Source organism: Kitasatospora sp. NPDC008050, assembly GCF_042957465.1.
GTDB lineage: Bacteria > Actinomycetota > Actinomycetes > Streptomycetales > Streptomycetaceae > Kitasatospora.
This window is the reverse complement of record NZ_JBIBIJ010000003.1, coordinates 37,545-57,599: the sequence shown is the minus strand read 5'-3', so window position 1 is coordinate 57,599 and position 20,055 is coordinate 37,545. Positions and strand designations below refer to the sequence as shown.

General features: G+C 71.6%; 18 protein-coding genes and 2 pseudogenes. 15 read left to right on the top strand and 5 right to left on the bottom strand.

Annotation, left to right across the window (positions count from 1 at the left end; translation table 11 throughout):
* Positions 1-117: 117 nt before the first annotated feature.
* Positions 118-1,695 carry a purple acid phosphatase family protein gene (locus ACFZB9_RS07140; protein WP_391444428.1) on the bottom strand — a complete coding sequence of 526 codons (1,578 nt, stop codon included), beginning with the start codon at positions 1,693-1,695 and terminating at the stop codon, positions 118-120.
* Between the two features lie 220 nt (positions 1,696-1,915).
* Here ACFZB9_RS07140 and ACFZB9_RS07135 point away from each other — a divergent pair, with 220 nt between their 5' ends.
* Positions 1,916-2,560 carry a dihydrofolate reductase family protein gene (locus tag ACFZB9_RS07135; RefSeq protein ID WP_391444427.1) on the top strand — a complete coding sequence of 215 codons (645 nt, stop codon included), beginning with the start codon at positions 1,916-1,918 and terminating at the stop codon, positions 2,558-2,560.
* Between the two features lie 42 nt (positions 2,561-2,602).
* Here ACFZB9_RS07135 and ACFZB9_RS07130 read toward each other — a convergent pair whose 3' ends face one another.
* Positions 2,603-3,064, bottom strand: a complete 462-nt coding sequence (locus ACFZB9_RS07130; RefSeq protein ID WP_391444425.1) for a hypothetical protein — start codon at positions 3,062-3,064, stop codon at positions 2,603-2,605.
* Positions 3,065-3,275: 211 nt separating this feature from the next.
* A pseudogene (locus ACFZB9_RS07125) lies at positions 3,276-3,791 on the bottom strand (TetR family transcriptional regulator); the annotation flags it as partial.
* Between ACFZB9_RS07125 and ACFZB9_RS07120 the strand changes: the two are divergent.
* The 13 genes and pseudogenes from ACFZB9_RS07120 to ACFZB9_RS07060 form a co-directional block, all read left to right on the top strand.
* Positions 3,792-4,517, top strand: a pseudogene (locus ACFZB9_RS07120) (NADP-dependent oxidoreductase); the annotation flags it as partial.
* A 429-nt stretch (positions 4,518-4,946) separates the two neighbouring features.
* On the top strand, positions 4,947-6,011 hold the full coding sequence (locus ACFZB9_RS07115; protein WP_391444423.1) for a zinc-binding dehydrogenase: 1,065 nt from the start codon (positions 4,947-4,949) through the stop codon (positions 6,009-6,011).
* Positions 6,008-6,952 (top strand): ROK family protein, encoded by a 945-nt coding sequence (locus ACFZB9_RS07110; RefSeq protein WP_391444421.1) that lies wholly within the window; start codon positions 6,008-6,010, stop codon positions 6,950-6,952. The genes ACFZB9_RS07115 and ACFZB9_RS07110 overlap by 4 nt, the downstream gene beginning before the upstream one ends.
* Before the next feature lie 31 nt (positions 6,953-6,983).
* Positions 6,984-7,985 carry a phosphotransferase family protein gene (locus tag ACFZB9_RS07105; protein ID WP_391444420.1) on the top strand — a complete coding sequence of 334 codons (1,002 nt, stop codon included), beginning with the start codon at positions 6,984-6,986 and terminating at the stop codon, positions 7,983-7,985.
* A 231-nt stretch (positions 7,986-8,216) separates the two neighbouring features.
* On the top strand, positions 8,217-8,744 hold the full coding sequence (locus ACFZB9_RS07100) for a hypothetical protein (RefSeq protein ID WP_391444419.1): 528 nt from the start codon (positions 8,217-8,219) through the stop codon (positions 8,742-8,744).
* A gap of 103 nt (positions 8,745-8,847) precedes the next feature.
* Entirely contained in the window at positions 8,848-10,206 is a 1,359-nt protein-coding gene (locus ACFZB9_RS07095; RefSeq protein ID WP_391444418.1) for an aspartate aminotransferase family protein, read from the top strand.
* Positions 10,203-11,159 (top strand): inositol monophosphatase family protein, encoded by a 957-nt coding sequence (locus tag ACFZB9_RS07090; RefSeq protein ID WP_391444417.1) that lies wholly within the window; start codon positions 10,203-10,205, stop codon positions 11,157-11,159. Before ACFZB9_RS07095 ends, ACFZB9_RS07090 begins: the two co-directional genes overlap by 4 nt.
* Before the next feature lie 5 nt (positions 11,160-11,164).
* On the top strand, positions 11,165-12,097 hold the full coding sequence (locus ACFZB9_RS07085; RefSeq protein ID WP_391444416.1) for a diiron oxygenase: 933 nt from the start codon (positions 11,165-11,167) through the stop codon (positions 12,095-12,097).
* Positions 12,084-12,968 carry a hypothetical protein gene (locus ACFZB9_RS07080; protein WP_391444414.1) on the top strand — a complete coding sequence of 295 codons (885 nt, stop codon included), beginning with the start codon at positions 12,084-12,086 and terminating at the stop codon, positions 12,966-12,968. Before ACFZB9_RS07085 ends, ACFZB9_RS07080 begins: the two co-directional genes overlap by 14 nt.
* Positions 12,965-14,011, top strand: coding sequence for an NAD(P)H-dependent flavin oxidoreductase (locus tag ACFZB9_RS07075; protein ID WP_391444412.1), 1,047 nt, complete (start codon positions 12,965-12,967; stop codon positions 14,009-14,011). The genes ACFZB9_RS07080 and ACFZB9_RS07075 overlap by 4 nt, the downstream gene beginning before the upstream one ends.
* Before the next feature lie 2 nt (positions 14,012-14,013).
* Complete coding sequence (locus ACFZB9_RS07070) at positions 14,014-14,247, top strand: acyl carrier protein (protein ID WP_391444410.1); 234 nt, start codon at positions 14,014-14,016, stop codon at positions 14,245-14,247.
* Positions 14,248-14,254: 7 nt separating this feature from the next.
* Positions 14,255-14,806 carry an MOSC domain-containing protein gene (locus ACFZB9_RS07065; RefSeq protein WP_391444409.1) on the top strand — a complete coding sequence of 184 codons (552 nt, stop codon included), beginning with the start codon at positions 14,255-14,257 and terminating at the stop codon, positions 14,804-14,806.
* A gap of 163 nt (positions 14,807-14,969) precedes the next feature.
* Positions 14,970-16,340 carry a hypothetical protein gene (locus ACFZB9_RS07060; protein WP_391444407.1) on the top strand — a complete coding sequence of 457 codons (1,371 nt, stop codon included), beginning with the start codon at positions 14,970-14,972 and terminating at the stop codon, positions 16,338-16,340.
* 29 nt (positions 16,341-16,369) lie between these two features.
* Here ACFZB9_RS07060 and ACFZB9_RS07055 read toward each other — a convergent pair whose 3' ends face one another.
* Positions 16,370-17,332, bottom strand: coding sequence for a phosphotransferase family protein (locus tag ACFZB9_RS07055; RefSeq protein WP_391444405.1), 963 nt, complete (start codon positions 17,330-17,332; stop codon positions 16,370-16,372).
* A gap of 87 nt (positions 17,333-17,419) precedes the next feature.
* A complete protein-coding gene (locus ACFZB9_RS07050) occupies positions 17,420-18,082 on the bottom strand; it encodes an SDR family oxidoreductase (RefSeq protein WP_391444404.1) in 663 nt (220 codons plus the stop codon).
* A 320-nt stretch (positions 18,083-18,402) separates the two neighbouring features.
* On the opposite strand from ACFZB9_RS07050, the gene dacB reads away from it, so the two are divergent.
* Positions 18,403-19,992, top strand: a complete 1,590-nt coding sequence (gene dacB / locus ACFZB9_RS07045) for a D-alanyl-D-alanine carboxypeptidase/D-alanyl-D-alanine-endopeptidase (RefSeq protein WP_391444402.1) — start codon at positions 18,403-18,405, stop codon at positions 19,990-19,992.
* Positions 19,993-20,055 lie beyond the last annotated feature (63 nt).

Here is a 20,055-nt window from a genome sequence, read left to right as displayed (position 1 = left end):
CCTCTTCCGGGAGTTCGCGCAGCGCAACGCCCACGCCTGGACCGCAACGGCGCGTGCGTGACCAGGTCCACCGGGAGGTGGCCCGCGGGATGCCCTCGTCGAGCCGTCCGGCCGGCGTCAGCTCCCTGCGGCGGCCAGGCTGCCGTGGTGGGCGGGCCGGGCGTCGCGGCGCAGGCGGTGGAGCGTGAAGCGGTCGAACAGCACCGGGGTGGGGACGGGGTTCACCACCGTGGCGGCCGGCGTGTGGTAGTAACTGACGGTGATCGTGGTGCGCCCGCCGAGGAGGGATCCCGGGTCGACGTCGAAGACGGCGACGCCGTAGGGGAAGGCGGTGTCGGGGTCGCGGACCGCCGACCAGGTGGCCTTCTCCTTCGCGTCCGGGTCGGCCTTGAAGGTCAGCCGCTGGGTGCGCACGAACGCCTCCGGCACGCCCCCGGCCGTGGGGTCGGTGAGGTAGGTGTCGTCGTTCGAGGCGGTGCCGCCGCCGCCCAGGATCAGATGGACGGTGCCCTTGGAGGTGTCGATGTCGTGGATCTCGTCGCTGACCACGCTCGGGCGCAGCAGGCTGCCGGGGTCGGTGCCGCGTACGGCGTAGGTCCGCTCGTAGTCGTGGTCGTGACCGCAGAGCACCAGGTCGACCTGGTAGCGGTCGAAGACGGGCAGGAGCTGCTCGCGCAGGCCCATGTCGCCGCCGTGGCTGGTGGCGGAGGACGACATCGCGAACTGGTGCATGGACGCCACGATCCAGTCGACGTCGTGGCCGGCCCGGGCGCGGGCCAGGGTGCGCTCGAGCCAACGAAGTTGGGCGCCCTCGCTGTATCCGGAGATGTAGATCGACTGGCCGGTGGCCGGGTCGATGCTGGCATCGTCCTCGACGGCGAGGTCGTTGCCGTCGATGGAGAGGAACAGCACCGAGCCGACCTGGAAGCTGTACCAGTTGCCGCAGAAGTCACGGCTGTTGTTGTCCGGGAGGTCGAAGCGGGTGTGGTACGAGGCGTAGCCCAACTCCCCGCCACCGGCCTCGACTTCGTGGTTGCCCGGGGCCGGCATCCAGGGGCGGTTCGCGGCCGAGACGGACATGTTGTTCATGAACGCGTCCCACGCCTGCGGCTGCACGGCCGTGTTGTTGTTGGCATACGCCAGATCACCGTTCAGCAGGTGGAACAGCGGCGCGAACTGCTCCACGTTGCGCACCGCCGCCGCACCGTGGATCGACGACTTGCTGAACGAGGCGGAGCCGGTGCCCAGGTCGCCGAAGCTGGTGAACCGAAACGCCGTGCGGCCCTGCGCGGGCGCGGTGCGGAAGGTCCCGCGCTTCGGGGCGGCGCCGTCGTGTGACACCTCGTAGACGTACGAGGTGTCAGGGCGCAGGCCGTGCAGACGCACCCGGTGGGTGTAGGTCTCGACCTTGTTCAGTCCGTCGACGTAGGTGCGGGTCTCCGCGTCGACGACCCGTCCGAACCCGCCCTTCGTCGTACCCAGGCGCAGCCGGGGACGGCTCACCGAGGCGGCGGTGGCCCAGGAGACGGACATCTCGCGCGAGGGCTCGTTGCCGAAGCTCAGGTGCACCTGCTCCGGGCCGGGGGTGTCCGCGACGGCGGGCCGGCTCCACAGCAGGGTGGAGGCGGGCAGCGCCGCCAGCGATGATGCCACGGCCGTGGTGCGGAGAACGGTCCTGCGCGAGGGGTGTGCCACTTGCTGCCTCCTGAGCTGGGGTGATCGCCCGGAGGATCGCAGCCGCAAACCACCCCGGGCCCAGCCCGAGGGGAACAGTCGGCGACGGCCTGGGGAACGACGACCCGGTATGGCAGCAAACCGGATTTTCTCCGCTTCTCCTCGCCGACGTGGTGCGCTGGTGGCAGGCTTTACGGGAACGAGTCCGGTGAACCGCTTACCGACTGATCGGGAGCAGGCCATGGGCCACATCCACATCGTGCTGTTCGCGACCCTCGACCTCGTCGGGCAGGCGCCCGGCGGCCCTGACGAGGACCCGCAGGGGTTCCCGTTCGGCGGCTGGCAGGCGCCCCTGCTGGACGAGGTCGCCGGAGCGCAGGTCGGTGCCGCGTACGAGGGCACGGACGCCCTCCTGCTCGGCCGGCGGACGTATGACATCTTCGCCGGCTACTGGCCTCACCAGGAGGGCGGCAAGGACAACGGGTTCGCCACGCTCTTCAACAGCATCCCGAAGTACGTGGCCTCTCGCGGCAGGCCCGACCTCTCGTGGGCCGGGTCCACGCAGCTCGGCCCGGACCTCGCCGGCGCGGTGCGTGAGATCCGTGACCGGCACGAGAACGTGAAGGTCGTCGGGAGCCTGAACCTCGTGCAGACCCTCCTGCGCGAGAAGCTCTTCGACCGTCTCGACCTCTGGCTGCACCCGATCGTGCTCGGTGTCGGGAAGAAGGTGTTCGACGACGGCGCGGTGCCCACCAACGTCACGCTGCTCGCACCCCCGGTAGCCAGCTCGAAGGGCACCGTCTACCTGCGTTACGGGCTCGCCGACGGCACTCCCGCGACGGGGGACATGAGCGCACCCGATCGCGGTGCCGGAAGCGACTCGTGAGTCAACACGGAACAGCGCCTTCACCCGTCCGCTGACGGACGATCAGCACCCTTTCGGGTGGCTGGGGTTGTACTGGAAGGTGCCGTCGACCTCCTGGGCGTGCGAGGGGGTGTCCCACGTGACCACGCGCCACGCGCAGATGTCGGCGCTCGCCGTGAACGCCAGGGTGTTGCCGGAGGCGGGGAAACGCTGGTACCGGTCGCACCCCAGGTTGTTGGCGTGCGCGGCGCCCCGCACGACACGGTGGGTGGCCTCGAAGACCTCGAGCCTGATGGCCGATCCGCCCGATCCGTTGTGGCACCAACGCACCACCGACATGGCGCCGCCGGTCAGCTTCCGGTTTCCGGACAGCGTGAAGGTTCCGCTGCCGCAGGTGAGGCTGCCGGTGTAGCAGGCGCTGCTTTGGCCGGTCGTCGCCGCGGCAGCAGGAGAAGCGCCGGCCAGGCCCAGCGTCGTGACGAGTGCGGCAGCGGCCAGAGCGGTAACGCTTCGTGTTGGCTTCATGACAGAAACCATCGCAGCTTGACGATCCGCCGGGCAAGAGCCTCTCCCCGAAAGTCCACCGCGCCCGCGGCGCGCGCACCGACGCCGGGTGCGGACAGCGCGGCAAGCTGCTCGCGGCGAGCACCGCCGCGAGCAGCTTGCCGGAGAGTGGCTGCCGGAGAGGCAGGACCGTCAGTCGGGGTACGAGCAGACCTTGATCGGGTCGCCCCGGTCACGAGTTCTCGTGGGCTCCGCTGCAGTGCGCTGTGACCTCCCAGGCCGCCTCGATCATCCGGAAGATCTCGTCCACCGCGGTCTCTGGATCGGCCGCCTCGCGGGCCAGCGAATAGGCGTCGATCACGAACCGCGCGATCGTCCGGCTCGCCGTTGTGGTCCGGGACAGTTCGGGATCGGCGGCGATGGCCCTCGCCAGCGTCTCCGCGTGGCGCAGCCTCATCGACTCGTCGTACTTCCGCAGGGCGGGTGACTCGTCGATCATGCGCCGGATCGGGGCGGCGCCCTCCGCTGTGCAATGGCGTACCAGGGCCTGGATCTCGCGGCGCAGTGCGGGGATGAGGGGCTCGTGCGGTGCCCGGTCGGTGACCGCCCGCGTGAGGCGTTGTTCGAAGTCCTCGTCCTGTTCGAACACCAGGGCCTCTTTGGCGGCGAAGTGGGAGAAGAGCGTGGTGACGGCCACGTCGGCGTCGGCGGCCACGTCACGGATGCCCACCGCGTCGTACCCGCGTTCATCGAGCTGCCCGCCGGAGTCGGGCTGGACGCCGCCGGGGTGGTGGACGAGGTCGGCGAGGGCGTCGAAGGGGTCCAGGCCGGCGACCACGTGTTCGGCGAAGGCTCCAGCACCTACGCCGAGTTCGCGGTGCTGTCGGCCTGGGCCCCGATGCCCGAGGGCCTGACGTTCGAAGAGGCCGCCGGCTACCCCTCCGTGGTGGAGACCGCGCTGCGCGTCATCCGCGAGGCCGGTGTGCAACCCGGGCAGACGCTGCTGGTCAGCGGTGCGTCCGGGGGAGTCGGATCGGCGGTGCTGCAGATCGCCCGCGACCGCGGCATCACGGTGATCGGCACCGCCGGGGCCGCGAACCAGGACTATCTGCGGAGCCTGGGTGCCCTCGCCACGACGTACGGCGAGGGCTGGGTCGAGCGGGTGCGGCAGCTCGGCCAGGTCGACGCGGCCCTCGATCTGGCCGGCTCGGGCGTGATCCGCGAGCTCGTCGAGCTGACCGGGGACCCGCAGAAGGTGATCTCCATCGCCGATCTCGCCGCGCCGGAGTTCGGTGTCCGGTTCTCCGGCACGGCCGGGAGCGTGCCGGATGCGCTCGCCGAGGCCGCCGCCCTCATCGCACGGGGAAAGCTCCACATCCCGGTCGAGAAGTCGTACCCGCTCGCCGAGGCCGCGGCGGCGCACATCGACAGCCAAGCCGGTCACACCCGCGGGCGCCGGGTGATGATCGTCTGAGCCGCTTCCTGCACAGCAGCCCGGCCCGGCAGGCCGAACTCCTTGCTCGACCACGCGACCGACCGCAGTGGCGGCGAGATCCAGCAGTGGTGCACCGGACCCGCCGCGCAGGGGCTGCTTCAGCGGGACCATCGGGGCCTATCTGCGTGTTCGGCGGCAGAGCGAGTGGCGGCCCCCCACCCCGCAACACATCACCTGACCCACAACGCACCACCTGACCCACACCGCACACCCCAACCGCCTTCTCCCCTCAGCGACAACAGCCGCGAAATGGCTCAGAGGTGTCTGTCTGGTCGCATTCGGCTGCGTTAGCGTCGCCTTCCGAACACCGATGGGGAGGTCTCGTTGCGCGCTCTCGTCTATCTGGGTCCAGGCTCCGCCGAACTGCAGGACAGGCCCGCCGCACGGCTCGTGCACGATGATGACGTCGTGGTGGAGATCGTCGGTACGGGAGTCTGCGGAACCGACCGCAAGATCCTGCTCGGGCGGTTCCCGGCCCGGCCGGGCGTGGTGCTCGGGCACGAGGCGGTGGGTGTGGTGCGGGAGACCGGGGCGCAGGTGCGTTCGGTCGGGGTGGGGGACCGGGTGGTGGTCAACCCGACGCTGTACTGCGGCTGGTGCGTCCCGTGCCGCCGGGGAGCGACCAACTTCTGCCGTCACAAGGCCGGGACCGAGGTCGGCGTCGACCGGGACGGCACGTACGCGCAGACCGTGACCTTGCCGGAACGTTTCGTCGAACGGGTTCCCGCCGGGCTGCCCTTCCGCAGCGCGGTCCTGATCGAGCCGCTCGCCTGCGTCCTGAGCAACGTCGAGGCCGCGTCCGTCACCTTCGACGACACCGTGGTGGTGCTCGGCGCGGGCCCGATCGGGATGCTGACCGCCCTGGTCGCCGCCCGCCGGGCGCGCCGGGTCACCGTCGCCGAACCGGACGGCTACCGGCTGGAGCGGGCCCGCGAACACTTCGCGCACGTGGTGGACGTGGCCGGAACGGACCCGGCCGAAGCCGTGCTGAAGACCTCGGGCGGCGAGCGTCCTTCCGTCGTCTTCGACACCACGGGCACCGGCCTGGACGCGGCGCTACGGCTGATCGACGACGGCGGCCGGGTGGTGGTGATGGGCTTCGACGACACCTACACCGTGCCGCTGCGCCCGCTCCAGCTCACCAACCGGGGCATCAAGCTGATCGGCGCCGGGGACTACCGGGCCGACATCTTCCCTGTCGCCGTGGACCTGGCCGCCGAACTCGGCGCCCCACGGCGCCCCGGCAGCGGCACCGGCACCGGCGCCGGCACGCTCCTGGAGCGGCTGGTGACGCACGAGTTCCCGCTTGAGCGGTACTCGGAGGCGTTCACCGCGCTCGGCGGCCTCACCCGGGACGAGCGGGCCGACGGGGACGACGGCACCGAACGGCCACCGAGCTACGACGCGCTCAAGGTCGTCATCCGCTCGCACCGCGGCCCGGTCGGCGCCGACGGTTGGCCGGTGGACCTGTGAGCGCGCCGCGCCTGGGCTCGATCGAGTCCGGCGGGACCAAGTTCGTCTGCCTGGTCGGCTCGGCCCCCGACCGGATCGAGGCCGAGACCCGGTTCCCGACCGGCCAGCCGGGCCCCACCCTGGCCCAGGCCATCGCCTTCTTCCAGGAGACCGCCGCCAGGACCGGACCGCTGGACGCGATCGGCATCGCCTCCTTCGGGCCCCTCGAACTGCGGCCGGGCCATGCCAAGTTCGGCCACCTCGCCGCCACCCCCAAACCCGGATGGTCCGGCGTGGACGTCGCCGGACCGTTCGCTGCCGCGCTCGGAGTGCCAGTGGGCATCGACACCGACGTCAACGGGGCGGCCCTCGGCGAGGGCCGCTGGGGCGCTGCGCGGGGCTTGGACACCTACGTCTACCTCACCGTCGGCACCGGGATCGGCGGCGGCGCGGTGATCGGCGGCAAGGTCGTCAGCGGCCTGGTCCACACCGAGATGGGCCACCTCGCGGTGCCCCGGATCGCGGGCGACGCCTTCCCCGGCTCCTGCCCCTTCCACGGCGACTGCTGGGAGGGGCTGGCGGGAGGCGAGGCGATGGGCGCCCGCTGGGGAACCCCGGCCGAAGAACTGACCGGCGACGCACTGCGCAAGGCGCTGCGGCTGGAGGCGGCCTACCTGGCCGCGGGGCTGCGCAACATCATCTACACGACCGCACCCCAGCGGATCGTGATCGGCGGCGGCGTCGCGGAACTCCCCGGGCTCTTCCCGCTGCTCCGCGCCGAACTGACCGCGGCACTGGGCGGATACCCCGGGCTGCCCGAGCACGCAGCCGAGGACTTCGTGGTCCCGGCACGGCTCGGCCGGCTCGCCGGACCGGCCGGCGGACTGGTCCTGGCGGCCGGGGCGGTCGCCGCCGCACGGCCGGGGTCCGGCGCTGGGCCATCGGGGGGAGCGGATGCATGAGGACGGCCCCGGGCCGGGCAGGCTGGCCAGTGTGACGCGCCCCGAGCCGGTGGGCCTCCTGGACCCGGCCACCCACGCCTGGCTGACCCGGCACGCCCTGCCCGGCGCCCTGCTGCACGAGATGGACCCGCTGCCCGGCGGGTTCACCAACGACATGGCCCTGCTCACCGCCCAGCCCCCCGACGCGCCGGGCGCCGAGCGCTACGTGCTGCGCCGCTACCGGCCCAGCGGCAGCAGGGTCCCGCGCAACACCTGTGCGGTGGAGATCGCCGTCCTCGGCCGGGCGGCGGCCCGTACCGTCCCGGTGACCGCGGTGGTCGCAGCCGATCCGCACGGCCGGGCCACCGGCCGCCCCACCCTGCTCTACCGGTTCGTGGACGGGACCCCGCTCAGCCAGGTGCTCGCGGACGGCCCGGTGAGCGGCGAGGCGCGGGCCCTGGGCCGGGCCGTCGGTGCGGTGCTGGCGCGGATCGGCCGGGTCGAGCTGCCCCGCCCGGGGATCTTCGGCGACTCTTCGCTGGTACCGGCCCCGGACGGTGCGGCCCCGCTGGACGACCTGCCCGGTTTCGTCGAGTGCTGTCTGGTCGAGGCGGCCTCGGCCGGACCGCTGAGCGGGACGGACTGCGCCGTACTGCGCGCCCTGGCCCGCGCAGGGCCCCGGGCACTGGCCGCCGTGGCGGGTGAACGGAGCCTGGTGCACGGCGACTTCAACCCGAAGAACGTCCTGGTCCAACGACGTGCCGGGCAGTGGGCGGTGGCCGCGGTGCTCGACTGGGAGCTGGCGTTCAGCGGCTCCCCGCTCTTCGACGTCGGGAACATGCTGCGCTTCGCCCACGAGTACCCGCCCGCCTTCGCCGCGGGCTTCGTCGATGGTTTCCGGGGCGGGAACGGCCGGCTGCCCGGGGACTGGCTGCGGCTCAGCCGGACGCTGGACCTCTTCGCGCTCGCGGACATCCTCACCGCGCCGCCGGACCCGGCCTACTTCGCCCGCGCCCGCACCGTGCTGCGCCGGTCCACCAACTACCGGTACTGACCGCGACCGGACGAGCGCACGCCACCGGTCGTCCCTCGTCCTCGTCCCATCCGGCCCGTGCGCCGCTCAATTCCCAGGAGACAACTGCTGTCCGTCCGGATCACGGAACTCTGGCCATAAGTGTCGAGTGAATGGCGGAGAGGTGACACATGGCCTTCTTCTCAACATCGAGAAAACCGGTTAGTCTGCCTGGGCCGAAGCGAAAGATCCTTACCGAGGGAGGATTCCGCCGTGGAGAACGGAAGTCCGCAGAATGTCCTGACGACGCTCACGCCGACCGTTCGCTGCAACGGGACGCCGCCCACGCCCGCCCTGCGTGAAGGGCCGTACTACAAACCCGACACCCCCTTCAGGACCAGCTTCCGGGGCGATGCGGAAGGCGGCGTGCCGATGCTGCTGCACGGCGCTGTGCGCACCCGCGAGGGCAGGCCGATAGCAGGCACCCTGCTCGACTTCTGGCAGGTTGGGGACGCCGGGGTCTACGACGACGACGGTTTTCGGCTGCGCGGCCACCAGTTCGCGGACGCCGAGGGGCAGTGGCGGCTGGAGACGGTGCTGCCCGCCGTGTACCCGGGGCGGACGCGGCACGTGCACGTGAAGGTGCAGCCGCCCGGCGGATCCGTACTGACCACGATGCTGTATTTCCCCGGCGAACGCCGAAACCACCTCGACAAGTATTTCCGGCCGGAATGTCTGATGGATGTGCGGGAGACTGCCGAGGGCTGGGACGCCGAGTTCACCTTCGTTCTGGACGTGTGAACTCCCGCCGCCTGTAATCCCGGGGAGCCCTTTATCACGCTGCCCGGAGATATCGGTATCCGCCGTCCGTCGTGTCCGCGGGACGGAAGTCGACAGGAGATACATGGCCGACCTCATGCGCGACCAGCCCGATACGAAGAGCGATGCCCGGAGCGACGCGCGAAGCGGTGCCCGGAGCGACATTCGCAGTGATGCCCTGAACTACGCCCAGAACCACCTGTACTACCCGGTCAGCGCGTACGAGATGGACCACGGCGAGGGCATTTACCTCTACGACACCGACGGCAACGAGTACCTCGACTGCGCGTCCGGCACCTTCAACCTGAGCCTCGGCTACGGGCACCCCGAAGTGGTCAAGGCCATGCGCGACCAGGTGGAACGGCTGGTGCACACCACCTCGACCTTCCAGACCGCCCCCGTCAACGAGCTGGTCCGGCGGCTGGTCGAGGTCACCCCGCCGAACCTGACCAAGGTGCACCTCAAGGTGTCGGGCGGCTCCACCGCCAACGAGGGCGCGGTCAAGATGGCGCAGATCGCCACCGGCCGCCGCGACGTCATCACCCTGTTCCGCAGCCACCACGGCCAGACCATGATGACGACCACCATGTCGGGCGAGTCGTTTCGCAAGGCACCCTTCCCGCACCTGATGCCCGGCGTCCTCCAGGTCCCCGACCCCTACTGCCTGCGCTGCTTCTACCGCCAGGCGGGACCCGACAGCTGTGGCATGTTGTGCGTCGAACGGATCAACGACTTCCTCGACCACGCCAGTTCCGGCAGCGTCGCCTGCGTGGTCGTCGAACCGGTCTCCGGCAGCGGCGGCAACATCGTGCCCCCCGACGGCTACTTGTCCGCGCTGCGCGCCCTGTGCGACGAACGGGGCATCGTCCTCGTCTTCGACGAGATCCAGACCGGCATCGGCCGGGTCGGCCGGATGTTCGCCGCAGAGCACTACGGGGTCCGGCCCGACATCCTGACGACCGCCAAGGGCCTCGGCGGCTCCGGCGCCCAGATCGCGGCCATCGTCGCCGACGAGCGGATGGCCGGACTCAGCGCCGACCACCATTCCTTCACCTACGGCGGCAACGTCCTCGCCGCCGCCGCCGCGGCCACCACCCTCGAAGTGATCGGCCGCCCCGGCTTCCTGGAGAACGTCCGAGAGGTCGGCGCCCACATCATGGAGCGGCTGCGCGCGCTGGCCGCCCGGCACCCCGCCGTCGTGGACGTGCGCGGCCTGGGCCTGATGATCGGGATCGAGATCGGTGACGACCGGGGCCTCCCGCACAGCGAACGGGCCCAGGCCCTCGCCCGGCGCGGCATGGACCACGGCCTGATCCTTCGTACCTCCCGCTACGGCCGGGGCAACGTGATCAAGATCCGCCCGCCGCTGATCCTGACCCGCACGGAGGCCGATCTGCTCTGCGACCGGCTCGATGCCCTCTTCGCCGCCGAGGCCGCCGCATGACCGGCCCCGAGCACGGCAGCCCCCCGGGGGCCGCGGCCGTACGGCAGTACGTGACCGGCCTCGCCAGTGCCGTCCGCGAGGCCGTTCTGGCCGCCCAGCACCGGGCCGGCAGCCGCCTGGTCCGGGGCCATTCGCCGGGCGGCGACGCCCAGTTCGGCCTCGACGAGGTCGCGGAGGCGGCCGTCTGGCAGTACATCGTGGGCCACGACCTGCCCGTCGCCGTCTACTCCGAGGACCGGGGCCTGAAGTACCACGGCACGGACCCGGCCCACCTGCTGGTCGTCGACCCGATCGACGGCACCCGGCCCGCCGTCGCCGGCCTGGAGTCGGCCACCGTCTCGGTCGCCGTCGCCCGCCTGTCGCACCGCCCGCGCATCGCCGACGTCGAGCACGCGCTGCTGATGGAACTGCGCACGGGCGCTTACCTCTACGGGGACCTGACGACGCCCGGCATCACCGCGCACGGCTACGACCACCCCGTCCCGGCGCTGACCGGCACCACCGACCCCGCACGGATGTTCTGGTCGCTGGAGTTCAACGGCCACCCGGCCCGCCTGATGACCGAGGCCTACGGCCACCTCATCGACCGCTCGGCCAACACCGGCGGGGTCTTCGTCTTCAACAGCGCCACCTGGTCCATCTCCCGGCTGCTCACCGGCCAGCTCGACGCCTACGTGGACATCGGCAACCGGCTGCTGCGCGACGACCCGGCACTGCTGCCCGAGTTCGAACGCGTCGGCAACGGCCGGGTCCTGCACCTGTTCCCGTACGACATCGCCGCGGCCGTCTTCCTCGCCGAGCGGGCCGGGGCGGTCATCACCGACGGCTACGGACAGCCGCTCGGCGGCACGGTCCTGACCGATCTGACCATCGACAACCAGCAGTCCTGCGTGGCAGCATCCACCCCCGAACTCCACCGGGCCCTGCTGGCGGCCGTCCGCTGGAAGGAGTGACGACCGTGCGCCCCCAGAACACCCCGCCCACCGGACCGGCCGGCACCACGACAGCGGCCGGCCCCGCGACAGCGGACGATGCCGAGTTCCGGGCCCTGCTCGACCGGCTCTCCGACAAGGCCACCGCGGACTACTACAACCCGTTCACCACCTTCGACTGGCCGCCCGCGATCCCCACCGACGGGCTCTGGATGTCCCCCGAACTGCTCTCCGTCCACGGCACCGAGCTGATCGACGAACTGAGCCCGGCCCAGCTCCGGGCCCTGAGCCGGTGGGAGAGCGTCAACTTCTACAGCCTCAACGTGCACGGCATCCGCGAACTGCTCATCGAGGTCACCCGGCGCGTCCACACGCCCGGCTTCGAGCTCCCCTCCGAGTTCTTCCACCACTTCATCGGTGAGGAGAACGACCACATGTGGTTCTTCGCCACCTTCTGCCTCAAGTACGCCGACAAGATCTACCCCGACAAGTCGGTCAAGCTGCCCGAGGCTCCGCGCGACCCGGCCGTCGAGAACTTCCTGGTCTTCGCCCGGATCCTGATCTTCGAGCAGATCGTGGACCACTACAACGTCCAGCTGGCCGCCGACCGCCGCCTGCACCCGACCGTCCGGCACATCAACCGGCTGCACCACCAGGACGAGTCCCGCCACATCGCCTTCGGCGGCCGCCTGGTGCAACTGCTGTGGCAGCGACTCCTCGACAGCGACCTGGACGAGGCGGCCCGGCTCGAACTGCGCCGCTACCTCGGCCGCTACCTCACCACCAGCATGGAGTCCTTCTACAACCCGGCCGTCTACCGGGACGCGGGCCTCACGGACGGCTTCGCGTTGCGCCGGCGGCTGCTCGCCCACCCCGCGCGGCAGGCCGCCCATGCCAAGGTGCTGCACAAGACCACCGACTTCCTCCACCGGATCGGGGTGTTCGATGCCCCTGCCTGACCCCACGGTCACCGGGACCAACGGGACCACCGGGACCACCTGGTGGGTCCGGGACGGACTGGCCACCCTCGACGAACCCGCCGTCCTGCTGAAGGACGCACTCGACGCGGTGTTCACCCGCTGGGGCGCCGAGGCCGGCGCCCGGCAGCAGAGCTACCCGTCGCTGCTGAGGGCCGAGGACCTGCGCACCCTCGACTACTTCCGCAACTTCCCGCACCTGGGCAGCCCGGTCACCCGGATCCGCCCCGACCGGCTGAGCGCCCTCGCCGCGGACCCGTCCGCAGCCACCGCACTGCCCACGGCCGACCTGGCCGACGCCACCCACCTGCTGCCCTCCGCGGCCTGCTACGGCTGCATCCTGCACCTCACCGGCACCAGTGCCGACACCCCCGTCCTGATCACCACCGTCGCGCAGTGCTTCCGTAACGAGGACCACCACGACGGGCTGCGCAGGCTCTGGGGGTTCACCATGCGGGAGATCGTGTGCGTCGGCTCCGCCGAAGCCGTACGGGCCCACCTCGGCCGGCACCAGGAGCGGATCGCCGCCTTCGGCGCGGCCCTCGGCCTCACCCTGGACCGGCAGCCCGCCACCGACCCCTTCTTCGAGAAGGACGGCGCCCGCACCGCCATGCAACTGCTCGCCCCGGTCAAGGACGAGTACCTGCACACCGACGGCACCGCCGTCGCCTCCACCAACAACCACCGCAACTTCTTCGGCGAACGCCGCGCCATCCGCCACGCGGGCCGCCCGGCCTTCACCGGCTGCGTCGCCTTCGGCCTGGAGCGCTGGGTGCACGCCCTCGGCGACCGCTTCGAGGGGGACCTGGCCGCCGCGCACCGCGCGGTACGGCAGGCGGGGGAGGGCTCGTGACCCGGCTGGCGGCTCGGCTGGGACTCGAACTGCCGTTGCTGCAAGCCGGGATGGGCGCCATAGCCGGGCCCGCGCTGTGCGCCGAGGTGTCCCGGGCCGGAGCGGGCGGCACCCTCGCGCTGTACAAGGAACCGCCCGCGCGGGCCGCCCGGCTGGTCCGGGAGGTGGCGGCCGCCACCTCCCGCCCGTTCGGGGTGAACGTGGTTCCCGAGGTCAGCGGCCCGGCCGCCTGCCTGAGCCAACTCCGCGCCGTGCTGCCCGAACTGCCCCGGGGCGGCTTCGTCACCTCCTTCGGGCTGCCCGACGCCGACGCGGCCCGGGCCGTGCGGGGCGCCGGACACCCGCTGGTCGTCCAGGTCGGCACCTTCGAGGACGCCGACACCGCCCTCGCACTGGGTGCGGCCGTCCTGGTCCTGCAGGGCACCGAAGCCGGCGGCCACCTGCTCGGCGGGCTGCCCGTGGACGCCCTGCTGGCCGGCGTCCGGTCCCGCCACCCGCACGCCGTCCTGGCCGTCGCGGGCGGGATCGCGACGGGGAGGGACCTCGCGGACGCCGTGGCGCGCGGCGCGGACGGGGCCATGGCCGGAACCCTGTTCGTTCCGGCCGCAGAATCCACCGCGCACCCGGAGTTCAAACGGCGGGTGGTCAGGGCCGGGGCGGACGACACCCTCATCACCTCCCTCTTCGACATCGGCTGGCCGCACCGCCGGCACCGCGTCCTGCGCAACTCCCTCACCAACACCGAGGACCGCGCCCCGGCCACCTTCATCGCCACCACCCGGGTGGACGGGCGGGACTACCCGGTACCGCGCTACAGTGCGGCGGCTCCGGGGGACGGCACCACCGGCCGCATCGAGGAGATGGCCATGTACTGCGGCCGCTCCTGCACCCGCGTCACCGCCCCGCACTCGGCCGCCGCGACCGTCGCCCGGGTCCGCCAGGAGTACGAGAACGCACGGCGGACCGGCGCAAGCCCCCCGAAGGCCACCGGGGCCGCGCGCACGAGCACGACCGAAGAGCTGCACCGGATCCCGGAGAGGTGACCATGGACGACGCCATCAAACCGGTCGTGGACTGGCTGCTCGAACGCAACCCCACCGTCGAGGAGATCCCGGAGGACCTCGACCTGATCGAGAACCGGCTGATCGACTCGCTCGGCTTCATGGAGTTCATCCTGCTGCTGGAGGACCTGATCGGCCGGGAATTGCAGCTCGGCCAGATCGACGTGGACCAGTTCCGTACCCTGCGTTCCCTCACGGACCACTTCCTGAAGGGGTGAGCAGCCCATGGCGCAGGCTCCGCCGCCGCCCGGACCCGGCCGGGTCACCTCCCTGCACCTCGCCGCGCGCACCGGTGAGCCGACCGTCCGCGTCGCGCAGGCCAGCGCGGTGACCGGCCGCGGCCTGGCGGGGGACCGCAACTACTGGGCGGGTGAGGGCCCCCGGCCCCGGCGCCGGGGGGCCGGCCGGGCCTCCGGGGTCTGCGACGTGACCCTCATCGAGGCCGAGGCCCTCGATGCCCTGGCTCGCGAACACGGCATCACGCTCACCTCCGCCGAATGCCGTCGCAACCTCGTCTGCCGCGACATCCGGCTCAACCCGCTGGTGGACCAGGAGTTCCAGATCGGCGCGGTGACCCTGCGCGGCCTCAAACTCAGCGAACCCTGCGCCCGCCTCGAACAGCTGGTCCGCCCCGGCCTGATCCGCGGCCTGCTGCACCGCGGCGGGCTGCGGGCCGAGGTGGTCCGCGGCGGGACGATCCGGGTGGGCGACCGGATCCTCCCGCTGCCGCCCGACGCGCGACCGCTCCCGCCACCCGCTCCGGCCGGCCTTCCCTGAGGCCGGCACCGGCGCCCCCGCCACGACACGCCCGGACACCCGCCCCGCCGTCACCGATACGAGGACCCGCGCGCCCCTACCCCGGCCGACGCCGGACCGTTGCCGCCCAGCTGCTCGCCATCGTGGCGGCCGCGCCCGGCGGCCCTGCAGGCAGGAAGAGAGCATGGCGATCGAAGGCGCCGCCCCCGGGCGGGAGAGCAGCACGGCACCGGAGTTCGGCACCGACACCCCGTCAGCCAAAGCCGTGGAGCGCGCGGAACGGGCGGGCGAGGAGCTCGCCGCGGCGGGGACTCCCGTCTCGGTCCGCCTGCTGGGATGGGGCTTCGCCCTGCGCCTCGACCAGCGGGCCGCCGACCGCCTCGCCCCCTGCGACGGCACCGGGCCCGTCAGCGGCTTCCGCAGCCTGGTGTCCGAGGTGCTCGCCGGATACCTGCCCGAAGCCATGGCCGAGGCCGTCGGCACGGAGCTTGCCGCACGCGCCGAACAGATCCGGGCGACCGCCCGGGGCGCTGGGTGCGAACTGCTCTCGCCGTGGGCCGCGCCCACCCTCCTCGCCCCCACGGCCCTCGACGCGCCGCCACGCGAGGCGGGCCTGTGGTTCAGCGTGTTCGAAGCGGGCGCGGGCTGGGGACCGGAGGCGCCGTTCACCGCCCGCTACGCCTCCGAAACCCCCGCCCTGGCCGTCTTCCGCGATGACCTGTACTGCGTCTACCAGGGCCGGGGCGATGACCCCGCCCTGTGGTGGACCGCGCACCGCGCGGACGGCAGCCGGTCCGAGGACCAGCCGTTCCCCGCCCACCACACCCTGGGCAGCCCGGCCCTGGCCGTGTTCCAGGACCGGCTCTACTGCGCGCACCGCCGCGGCTCGGGCGACTGGAGCATCGCGCTGACCTCGTACGACGGTAGTACCTGGGGGCCGGACCGGCCGGTCCCGAACGCCGAGAGCGTCTACGGCCCGGCGCTGGCCGTCTTCCGCGACGCGCTGCACCTCGCCTACGCCGACGCCGCCCAGCGGATCATGGTCACCACCAGCCGGGACGGCCGCAGTTGGACAGCCCCCGAACCCGTCCCCGGCTGCGCCACCACGAGGTCCCCGGCGCTCGCCGTGTACGACGGTGCCCTGCACCTTCTGCACGGCAACCCCAAGGACGGGGCAATCCACTGGAGCCGGCTGCGCGACACCACCTGGACCTTCGAGGGCGCGCTGTCCGGACACCGTACCCGGAGCAACATCGGCCTCGCCGTCTTCGACGGCAAGCTGATGTGCGTCCACCGCGACCCCGCCGGCCAGCAGCTGTGGTGGTCAGCCTTCGACGGCGCGGCGTGGAGCACGGACACCGAGATGTCGGGGCACAACAGCAAGTACGGTCCGGCACTGGCCGTGCACCGCAACCGGACCGGCACCCGCGACCAACTCCTGTGCGTCCACCGGGGCCACGCCCAGCGTTTCGTCACCGCGGCCGGGACGGTGCTGACCGAGGAGGACCCGGCGGGGCTGCACGAACTCGACGACCCGGGCGCCGCCGCCGACTGAGACCGGGCCGCGCACGGCACCGCCTCGGCTCAGCCCAGTGCGTCCATCAGCGCGGTGACATAGGCATCCAGCCGCTCCTCCACGGCTCGCGTCGTCAGCTCTGCCCGCCCTGCCTCCCGCCATTGCCGCGCCACCGGCTGCACTTCTTCCGAGAACGCCAGCCCGCTCCGCACCCGCCAGTACAGCCGCTCGCTCGCGGTCGCGGCCGGCACCCCGCCGGCCTCCTCGTACGCCTCGGCGAACCGCAGGCCCCACGCCGGGCCGTGCAGCAACGCGAGATTGGTGGAGCAGTGAGCCACATCGAGATCCGCCGGGCCCCAGGAGGCAGCCGCCCAGTCGACGACGCCGGAGAGCCGCGCACCTCCCGGCTTTGAGGGCAGCACGTCGAACAGCACGTTGCCGGGCTGGAAGTCCCGGTGCAGGAAGCGCCCTTCATAGGGCGGCGCGGGCTCGCGGATCACGTCGATCGCCGCGGCCCATGCCGCCGCGTCGGCACCCTTCGGAACCACGACGGTGTCGGCGGTCGTCAACGCCACATACTCCCGGGGCCGTTCGGCGGGTCGCAACGCATGGATCGCCACGAGCTGACGGGCCAGCAGAGGGACGCGCGTCTCCAGTCCCTCGTCATCGAGGACCGTCCGGCCCGCCAGATGCGTCATCAGGAGCGACGGATACTCGCAGTGCGTGGCGGTCGGATCAACCGCGACCAGTCCAGGAGCCGGTACGTCGGTCCCTGCCAGCAGGGTCAGGGCGCCGACCTCCCCGCTCAGCAAGGACTCGGCGCGCTCCACGTAGAACGGGTCGACGTAGCTCCGCAACACCAGGTCACGGGTGCCCCCGTCCCGCGTGCCGATGGTCAGCCTCCGCATCTCGGCAGTGATGCCGCCGTGCAGCGCCTCGGTTCTGACGATCCGTTCGCCGACCTCCAGATGCCGGCGCACCCAAGCCAGCGTCAACGGTCGGACGGCCTGCGCCTCATCGCGGTTGGTCACCGTGCCACCTCATCATCCGGACGGCAGCACGCGCAAAGGCTTTCAGTGCTCACGGGGCGCTGCTCGGCCTGCGGCCGCTGCCATCACCTACACGGGGCGGGTATGGACGCCGATGCCGCCGGAGACGATCAGATTGTCGCCCGTGATGTAGCCGGCGGCGTCGGAGGCGAGGAAGGCGACAGCTTCGGCAATGTCGGCAGGGGCTCCGACGCGGCCGAGGGGAACGCCCTCGCCCCAGGAGGCGATCGTGTCCGGGGTGATGCCCATCTTGCTGTACGCGGGGGTGTTGATCAGGCCGGGGCTCACCGCGTTGACCCGGATGCGGCGCGGGGCGAGTTCGAGGGCCAGCGAGCGCACGAGGGGCAGCAGCGCTCCCTTGGAAGCGGTCATGGCGGCGCCGAGTCCCTCGCCCGCGCCGACGGTGAACACCACGGCCGCGCCTTCGTTGAGCAGGGGGAGCGCCTTTTGCGGTGTGAAGAAGTTGCCCTTGACGTTGATGTTGAACAGGGCGTCGAAGGCAGCCTCGTCGGTGGACTCGATCGGGCCGGGCCGTGAGATGCCTGCGTTGAGGTGGAGCAGGTCGAGTGAGCCCAGGTGTTCGCGCGCCTGGTCCACGGTCCTGGCGATGTCGGTCAGCGAGCCGGCGTCGGCCCCGTCGCGATGGGCGGGAAGGAGCTGAGGGGCGGAGCGCCGTCCGGGCGCCCGGTCTCGCTGTATGGCAGCGTGCGCCTGGCTGGCAGTGACTGCCAAGTCTCCTGTGAGTGCCAGACTGGTGCGTCGTTTCGTCAGCCCGGCGCCTGTTCACGCAGCAGGGGTACGAGGCGACGACCATTCTCCTGCCTGGAGGCGGGGGACTCCGCCTTCGTCTGCTCGACCAACCGAAGGATTTTCACACCCCACGCCGTCAGCACACCGCACAGCAGCCCCGCCCCCGGAGTCCGTCCACTTACTATCCGCCGTGAGCGCCCCGCGAAACGGGGCTTCCGACTCCAGAAACGGCTGGGCGAATGAGATCAAGGATCCGTGGTCGGGTTCGGGCCTGGGCCACCGTCGGCGTCACGCTCGCGGTCGTGGCGGGTACAGCTGCCGCCGCACCTGCGGAGAACCCGAACGGCGACCTCGGGCCCGACATCACGGCGATCATGAACAAGCCCGCGTACGAGCACGCGCAGTGGAGTGTGCTGGAGATCGACCCCGCGAGCGGGCGGGTCCTCCACTCCTCGTACCCCGACCAGTTCTTCATGCCAGGTTCGACCATCAAGCTGATCACCATCTCCAGTGCCTGGCACGCCCTCGGCCCGGACCACCGCTTCACCACGCCGGTGAACGCTGTCGGCCACCTCGATGGATCGACCCTCACCGGGAACCTGGCGCTCGTCGCCCAGGGCGACCTCACCATGGGCGGCCGCACGAAGCCGGACGGGTCGGTCGACTTCACCCCCATCGACCACACCTATGCCGACGACGTCCCGGGCGCCACCCTCACGCCCGAGGACCCGCTCGCCGGCCTGGACCAGATCGCCCATCAGGTCCACGACTCGGGCATCACCACGGTCGACGGCGATGTCGTCATCGACCCGCGGCTGTTCACGCCCCCGCCGATCAGCCCCCAGCCGACGCCCCTCATCATCAACGACAACGTCATCGACCTGCTGAGCACGCCGACCTCCCCCGGGCAGCCCGCCCAGCTGAGCTGGCGCCCGCAGGTCGCGCCGTACCAGGTCACCTCCAACGTCCAGACGGTGGCGGCCGGTGGCACCACCGACATCCAGGTCTCCACGTCCCCCGACGGCACGGCGATCACGCTCTCCGGCACGATCGCCGCCGACGCCCAGCCCACCCTGAAGAACTCCCAGATCCAGGACCCCAACGCCTTCGGGCGCACGGCCCTGATCGAGGCCCTGGGCCGCGCCGGAGTCACCGTCACCGCCCCACCGACCGGGCCCAACCCGGCGAACACGCTGCCCGCCTCGTACACCGGCGATCCCCAGGTGGCCGCCTTCGTCTCACCGCCGTACCGCGACTACGCCAAGCTGATCCTGAATGTCAGCCACAACCTCGGCGCCAACCTGGCCCTGTGCAACATGGCCGTGAACCGCGGCAGCACGAACTGCTTCGACGGCTTCCCGGTCATCCACGACTTCCTCACCCAGACGGCGAACGTCGACCCGACCCAGTTCCAGATGGCGGACGGACGCGGTGACGTTCCCGTCGACCGCGTCACGCCCACCGGGCTCAACCAGCTGCTCGCGTACTGGCTGCGCACCCCCGACGCGGACGCGTTCCGCACCTCACTGCCGATCCTCGGGGTGTCCGGCACGGGTGCTCTCTACTGCACCACCGACTGCCCGGCCAAGGGCAAGGTCTTCGCCAAGCCCGGCACCATCATCGGCGGCGACCTGCTCAACCAGCAGATCGCCATCAACGCGCAGACGTACGCGGGCTACCTGCAGGCGGACGACGGCCACCTCTACACCTTCTTCATCGGCGTCAACGGCGCGGCGGCACCGAGCATCCAGGGATTCTTCGACGTCAACGACGACGTCGACCAGATCGCCGTCCTCCTCCAGCAGGAGGCATGCGCAGAACGCGGCGCCGGGCGCCAGCACCACAAGGCGGTCACGTCCGCGAGCAAGCAGCTCGCTGGGATCCGTCCGTAACGCGACCAGCAGATGAGGCTCCCCGGCGGTTGAGTGAGCTGTCTCACGTCTCAACCAGCCGTC